The sequence below is a fragment of the Segatella salivae DSM 15606 genome (genome assembly GCF_000185845.1).
In the GTDB taxonomy this organism is placed as follows: Bacteria; Bacteroidota; Bacteroidia; order Bacteroidales; family Bacteroidaceae; genus Prevotella; species Prevotella salivae.
The window spans coordinates 1,869,423-1,876,920 of the sequence record NZ_GL629647.1; the positions used below are offsets into that span (position 1 = coordinate 1,869,423).

Sequence of the window (7,498 nt, forward strand, 5' to 3'; positions counted from 1 at the left end):
TATTTATTTTATAATACCATTTCTGTTGTTTTATATAGTAAAATATGGCAAATTATTGTCTGAAATGCCCCAACTCATTTTACGCTTTATTATCAACAACATCATCTCCCACAATTAACCCTCAAACAACTCCCTCTATTTTCATGGCTAACTACTCCCCTCCCTCTTCGGGGAGGGGCAGGGGGTGAGGCTTTGTCCGCCTAACATCATTTCACCTTTTCTTATCAACACCATTGCCACTTCTTATTAATCCACAACTAACCACTCCCCTCTCTCTTCGGGGAGCCATAGGTCGCTGTTCGTGAAGCCTGCGAAACGAGGAAAGCAAAGGGCTGGGAATAGGGCTTTGTTTGCCCCATTCCACCAAACAAAAAGTAGGATAGCTCTACTTTTTTAACATCTTTTTTGCACTGAATATCAATTATTTCACCTATATTTGAGACGTGAATCATCTACCTTTTTAGAATGAGGTGGGAACGCATGGAACATTGTTTGCAGACTGCATTGATAGCCCATGTTTTAGAAGTTCACTTTAATGTGTACGTGCTTACACCTGCTTGGAAAACTTTTTGGCCGTGAAAGGACTTGTTGATAACAGGTTTCGGGCCTTAAAAACATAGAAAACACGATTATATTTAACTTTAATAAGCTTATGATATATGCAAAATTGACAGCTGCAGAAGCTGCGGCCATGATTCAAAATGATGAAACTGTGGCGCTATCGGGCTTCACTCCAAATGGTGTTGCCAAAGCCGTTTTTCGCGAACTCTCTAAGCGTGCCTTGCACGAACATGCCGAAGGACGCCCCTTTAAGGTTGGAATCATCACGGGAGCCTCTACGGGTCAGAGTGTAGAAGGCGACATGGCAGCTGCTAACGCCATTAAGTTTCGCACGCCATTCTCAACAAACAAGGACTTTAGAGAACACGTAAATGCCGGTGAAATAGACTTTGAAGATATGCATTTAGGCCATGTTGCCGAGCGACTTCGCCGTGGTTTCTATGGTGAAATCGATTGGGCTATTATTGAAGTAAGCGGATTTATGCAGGCCGGAAGCACATGTCGAGGCTATCTTACGAGTGCAGGTGGCGTGGTTCCAACCATTGTTCGCATGGCCAAACATGTGATTTTAGAACTCAATACGTTTCATAGTCCGCAGTCACGCCTGTTGCATGATGTCTACGAACCGGCTCGTTGTCCCCATCGTTTGCCGATATTGATCAATCAAGTAACCGATAGAATAGGAAAAGAATTTGTCGAAATAGACGGTCATAAGATTGTGGGCGTGGTGGAATGTTGTATTCCTGAGGAGGCAAGATCCTTCAAACCCGTTGATGAAGTGACGAGTAGGATGGGAAATTTTGTGGCAGATTTTTTGGTTTCCGACCTGAAACGAGGTCTTCTTCCGAAAGAGTTTCTCCCCGTACAGAGTGGTGTTGGTGTCATCAGTAATGCCGTTTTAGAGGCTTTGGGGCATCATCCTGGCATTCCAAATTTCTCTGTTTATACCGAAGTTGTACAGGATGCGGTGATTAAGCACATGAAAAACGGGAAGATTATAGATGCGAGTTGTTCGTCATTAACAGTGACAAATGAAACTCTTATGGATATTTATAGTAACATGGACTTCTTTTATCGTCACGTGGTTATACGCCCAAGTGAGATCAGTAACTCACCCGAGGTGATACGACGGCTTGGAGTTATTGCCATGAATACAGCCATGGAGTGTGACATTTACGGTCATGAGAACTCGAGTCATGTGTGTGGTAGTCAGCTGATGAATGGCATTGGAGGCTCATGTGACTATGAACGTAACGGTTATTTGAGTATCTTCACGATGCCAAGTACAACAAAAGATGGGCGAATCAGTACGATTGTACCGATGTGTAGCCATGTAGACTCAACGGAACATGACGTAGATGTGATTGTGACGGAACAGGGAGTGGCTGATCTTCGCGGTAAAGGGCCGCAACGAAGAGCTATAGAAATTATCGAAAATTGCGCGCATCCAGACTATCGTCCGTTGTTACGTGAGTATCTACGCAAAGCAGGTTGCGGGCACGAACCCCATTGTTTACCTTCTGCTTTGGCTTTCCATGAGGCCTATTTAACAAAGGGTGACATGCGGTTGGCTTCATTTTAAGGAGAAAATAGAATCATTATAATAAATCAATCTATACAAATTAAGCGATATCAAAAGGCAATGGATAAAAAGATTATAGTGCAATATAAGGCCTCTTTCGATAGCATTGTTCAGTATATTGAAAGCGATGACGCCAAAGAACAAATCGAAGTGTGGTTTGCACGCGAGCTACAAAGTATATTAGGTTATGCCCGTTGGGAGAACTTTCTGGTCGCTATACATCGTGCAATGGATTCATGTAAGTCGCAGAATATCAGCGTTGATGATCATTTTCGTGAGGTCACGAAAATGATATCAATAGGAAAAGGTGGAAAAAGAGAAGTATCTGACTTCATGCTTACACGGTATGCGTGTTATCTTATCGCTCAAAATGGCGATCCAAAGAAAGAAGAAATAGCGTTCGCTCAAAGCTACTTTGCCTTACAAACGCGTAAGGCTGAACTGATAGAAGAGCGATTAAACCTACTCTCTCGCTTGGAAACACGCGATAAACTGAAAGTATCTGAAAAGCAATTGTCACAGAATATATTCCAACGAGGGGTTGATGATAAAGGGTTTGGACGCATACGGTCTAAAGGAGACACTGCTCTTTTCGGCGGATATAGTACAGAAGAGATGAAGATTCGATTGGGTGTGAAGTCCAAAAGACCATTAGCTGACTTCCTTCCCACGCTTACTATCGCAGCAAAGAACCTTGCTACAGAGATGACTAACTACAATGTAGAAAGTAAAGACCTGCAAGGTGAGCACCCTATTACACGAGAACACGTACAAAACAATAAGAGTGTGCGTGACATGTTAGGGCAACGTGGCATTAAACCAGAAGATCTTCCACCCGCAGAAGATATTAAGAAGATAGAGCGTAAAGTCGTTCGAGATGAGAAAAAGATAGAACAAGCATCCTCAAAGTTACCAAAAGATAAGAATGGAGAATAATAATCTATTAAACAAAATATTGCAAATAGAGCATGGTTTTCAGCACATCATTGATGGAACTGACGAAATCTTTGCTGCGTATGCTAAGGAACAGTGTTATGATTTAGCACTAACATGGTCAAAACATGAAGCTTATCAAGTACGAATGTTGGCTACTTCCGTGTTAGGTAGATTGGCAACAGAGGATGATGACGTGCTTTCCATTTTGAGAAAACAAATAAGTAACGATACAAATTGGAGGGTACAAGAAATGCTTGCAAAGGCTTTCGATGAAGTATGTAAGTGTAGAGGCTATGAAACTTCATTGCCTCTTATAGATGAATGGCTTAATGATAGCAATCCAAATGTTATTCGTGCAGTGACAGAGGGATTGAGAATATGGACAAGTCGCCCTTTCTTTAAGGAACATCCATCAATAGCTGTTGCGTTAATTAGTAAGCATAAAGCGCACGAAAGCGAATATCTTAGAAAGTCAGTAGGTAATGCTTTGAAAGATATAAGCAAGAAACACCATGATTTAATACGGCAAGAAGTACAGCAATGGGATTTATCTAATCCAAGGATTCAATTCACTTATAAATATGCAACGAAGCTGTTTAAATAAAGATTACAATAGATAGTTATTCTTTTTAGACGCTCTTGATATGCAATTGGCAGTGCTTTAAAGGCATAACGCACAATAGTTTATAGGATTAACTATTGTGCGTTATAATGCAATATCAATGACAATTAAATGAGAATGACGTCTTTTTGTGCATAAAAGTCTTTTATAGTCTTCACAATAGCCTTTGAAACGGCGGTATCAATATAGTTATATGGGCGTTGTGTTTGAATGGATTTAACAAACGAAACAAGTTCATAGCGGATACCTTCGCCATCGAGTTGATAGAAATAACGCTTGTTATTGGCGGGATTTTCTTTTCTGATTTCAAAATAATCTGTTTTCCACCATGGTGAAGGTACATAGAGATAACCTTCTGTTCCCGATATAATCAACTCACCTTCTGACTTCACTCCTTGCCCTACTTTCATAGAGGCCACGGCATGATTATACGTGAAAGATATCTTTGTAAAGGCATCAAATAGGTTCTTATCATCCTCAAGTCGTGTTACAATTTGACGTTGATGATAATCTGTTCCGAGTAATTGGAAGATGGGAAGTAGGGCAGTTGGTCCCCAGGCGCATATGCTATTCCACTCTTTTTGCACATTAGAAAGGCTCGTACATGTGGCATCTACCGAGACAATATCGCCGATAACGCCAGTTTTTGCCAATAGAATCAGCCGATAATACGCCATTGAATAGGCTGTTTTCAGTGCGTCGGCGAGGATACATCCGTGCTGTTTGGCCAGCTCACGGAGTTCTTCATATTGCACAAGATTAATCGTTATGGGTGACTCACAAAGTACATTCAGTCCATGATTCAAAGCTTTTTTGATGTCTTCATAATGCGAAACAGGACTTGAAATGATATATACGGCATTACAATTATCAAATAATTCGTCGATGGTTTCATACGAAGGAATGTCTTTTATATTGCTGTTGAGCTTGAAATGTGAACGCGAATAGATGCCCGAAACATGTAGTCCGTTGACATAATTGGCTTCTCTTACAATCTTGTTCAAAATGGGCGACTCGCCGATGAGGCCCAAGTGAATATCACATTTCTCTGCTCTTAGCTCCGAACTTGATATGCCTTGCGTTCTATCTAAATAGACAACCTTACAATATTCGTTAAGATAGTCGAAGTGACCTTTCCAATCTGACCCCACCGTAAAGATGTCTATACCTAATCGTTTGATGTCATCTATCTTCTGACCCTCATATTCTTCGACGATGATTTCATCGGCAAGACCAGTTTGTCTGACGTTTTCTATGCGCTCAATGAGTGATTGTTGCACGTTAATCTTACCTCGGGCGCGGTCGAAATTGTCTGCCGTTACACCGACAACAAGGTAATCTCCCAATGCCTTTGCACGCTCTAAGAGTCGAATATGACCTTTATGTATGAGGTCATAAGTGCCATAAGTGATAACTTTTTTCATGTAATGGTTTATAGAAGTCCGCGTTTCTGCATATCTTTCAAAGCCTCAAGTAGACGTGTATTGTCTTCAATGGTTAGTGCACCAATATGACCTACGCGGAAGATTCTATCCCGCATATCGCCTCCATTGGGGCAAATCCAAATGTGATATTCGTCTTTCAATGTCGTAAACACATCGTAAGCAGACACGTTTCGAGGGTGAAGAGGAGTTACTGCGTTACCCGGTGAGTGAGAAACAAAGTCAAAAGGCAACGCCTTTACACGCTGACGGAAGTCATCTGCAAGTGCTTTTATCTTACCTCTTTCGGCTTCTTCGCCTCCCGCTTCATTGATTTCGTGCAGTCGTTTATTGATTTGTCTGAGGATGCCTACAGCCGGAGTGAAGGGTGTTTGGCCTCGTTCTCCGTTCTTTAATGCATCTTTTAAGTCGAAATACATACAGCCGGCATCGTGTTGATAAACACGTTCTACGCCACGAGACGATAGGGTTATGATTGAGATTCCCGGCGGACAAGCCAACGCTTTCTGTGATCCTGTGATCATTACATCGGCACCTAAGGCTTCCATATCAAACGCATCGGCGAGAAAAGAGCTTATAGCGTCGACAACAAGAAACAGATTATTGCGCTTACAAAAGGCGCTAATGCGTTCTATATTGTAGTGAACGCCTGTGGAAGTTTCGTTTACATTGACCAAGAAACCGGTGTAACCTTGCTGCTCATAGGGTGCAAGCATTTCATCGGTGATGTCATATCCAAACTCAGGTACAAGCTCTGTATAAGGTATATGATGCACTTTGCAGAGCTGAACAAAGCGTTCTCCAAAGCTACCTCCATTGACAACAAGCACCTTATCCTGTGGAGTGAAGGTGTTTATCAAGGTTGCTTCCATTGCCGCTGAACCCGAACCAGTAATAAAAACGACCCTTGCGTCTTTGTCAGCCTTAGCAAATTTCTTGATAAGGGCTTCGTTTTCAAACATCACTTGTGAGAATTCAGGAGTTCGAAAGTATGGAACTTGCTCACTACCTATGGCTCTTACGCCCTCACTTGACATCACCGGACCAACGGTGAAGTTTAACATTATGTCCTGATCTTGCATCATTAATAATACTATTATAACCTATTTGCATACAAAAATAATAAAAATAATTCGTTATAAAGGCTGAAATTCGTTATTTATCCTTATCTTTACTCAAAATTAATACATTCAATATGAGAATCGTTTTGTTTTGCGAGAATAAGTATGCCATAGATATTTTGCATCCCATTCAGTTGGAAGCTGACCGCGAAGGAGGGAATGAGGTGCTGTGGTATGTGCATGAAAAGAAGATTCCTGACTTTCCTTTGAAGCATGAAGTGCGTTGGACGGCGAGCATACAAGAGACTTATGACTTCATGCCCGAAGCCATCTTCGTGCCTGGAAACATTGTTCCCTACTACCTTTCTGGTGTGAAAATACAAATTTTTCATGGCTATGCAGCTGAGAAGAAAGACCATTGGATTATCCGAAGATACTTTGATTGTTACTTCACGCAAGGCCCTTACTTCACTAAAAAGTTTATGGAGTTGTCGCTGAAATACGGAGATTTTGAAGTGTTGGAAACGGGTTGGCCACGCCAAGACTGGATAGCTGAACACCGAAATGACTTTAATCAAGAGCGCGAACAGCTGTTAAAGCAGCATGGAAAGCAGCAAATTGTGCTCTATGCACCTACGTTTTCGCCAAAACTCACGTCACTTCCGCTCATCAAAGATAACTTAGTGAAGCTCAGTAAGCAAAAGGATGTGTTGCTGTTGATGAAGTTTCATCCGCTGACTCGCCAGGAATGGGTGGATGAATACAAGGCTTTGGCGGCACAATATGACAATATTGTGTATGTCGATGACTACAGTGTGACGAAATATATGCTAATGGCTGATGTGATGATCAGCGATACTTCGTCAACGATTTATGAGTTTTTGTTGCTCGATAAGCCTGTGGTGACGCTCAATGCCATATCGAAAGACATCTATTGGAAGAACATAACAGACCCTAATCTCCTATGCGATGCCGTGGAAGATGTCGTGGAAAATGAAGACTATGTGCGTCTTCGCAGGTGGGTGATTGACAATTATGATCCCTATACCGACGGCAAAGTAGCCCACAGAATGCTTGAGGGAGCACGCGATTATATCCGCAGAAAGGGTGTGCCCGAGAAGAGAAAACTCAATTTGTGGCGTCAGTACACAAGCATCAAAACCTTTGGACGCATCAAGAAAAAATAAAGAAAAGAGACTGTGTCAAAACATAAATGCCTTTTTGAAAATTATTGCGTCTGGTAAAAATTAAACAGCATGATTTTTCGTGCGGAATTGTCTCAAAATAGGCAATT

6 protein-coding genes are annotated in these 7,498 nt (G+C 41.7%); 4 read left to right on the top strand and 2 right to left on the bottom strand.

What is annotated here, in order from left to right:
• The first annotated feature begins 652 nt into the window (after positions 1-652).
• Genes HMPREF9420_RS07590 through HMPREF9420_RS07600 form a run of 3 tightly spaced genes read left to right on the top strand, consistent with a single transcriptional unit; the run spans position 653 to position 3,683 of the window.
• Positions 653-2,143 (top strand): acetyl-CoA hydrolase/transferase C-terminal domain-containing protein, encoded by a 1,491-nt coding sequence (locus HMPREF9420_RS07590; protein ID WP_007134978.1) that lies wholly within the window; start codon positions 653-655, stop codon positions 2,141-2,143.
• 60 nt (positions 2,144-2,203) lie between these two features.
• Positions 2,204-3,079, top strand: coding sequence for a DNA damage-inducible protein D (gene dinD, locus HMPREF9420_RS07595; RefSeq protein WP_007134979.1), 876 nt, complete (start codon positions 2,204-2,206; stop codon positions 3,077-3,079).
• The gene (locus HMPREF9420_RS07600; RefSeq protein ID WP_007134980.1) at positions 3,069-3,683 is read left to right on the top strand and encodes a DNA alkylation repair protein; all 615 of its coding nucleotides are present in this window, start codon (positions 3,069-3,071) and stop codon (positions 3,681-3,683) included. The genes dinD and HMPREF9420_RS07600 overlap by 11 nt, the downstream gene beginning before the upstream one ends.
• A 125-nt stretch (positions 3,684-3,808) precedes the next feature.
• On the opposite strand, the gene HMPREF9420_RS07605 is transcribed toward HMPREF9420_RS07600, so the two are convergent.
• A complete protein-coding gene (locus HMPREF9420_RS07605) occupies positions 3,809-5,125 on the bottom strand; it encodes an adenylyltransferase/cytidyltransferase family protein (RefSeq protein WP_007134981.1) in 1,317 nt (438 codons plus the stop codon).
• Positions 5,126-5,133: 8 nt separating this feature from the next.
• The gene (locus tag HMPREF9420_RS07610) at positions 5,134-6,228 is read right to left on the bottom strand and encodes a pyridoxal-phosphate-dependent aminotransferase family protein (RefSeq protein ID WP_007134982.1); all 1,095 of its coding nucleotides are present in this window, start codon (positions 6,226-6,228) and stop codon (positions 5,134-5,136) included.
• Between the two features lie 110 nt (positions 6,229-6,338).
• Between HMPREF9420_RS07610 and HMPREF9420_RS07615 the strand changes: the two genes are divergently transcribed.
• Complete coding sequence (locus HMPREF9420_RS07615; protein WP_007134983.1) at positions 6,339-7,391, top strand: CDP-glycerol glycerophosphotransferase family protein; 1,053 nt, start codon at positions 6,339-6,341, stop codon at positions 7,389-7,391.
• Positions 7,392-7,498 lie beyond the last annotated feature (107 nt).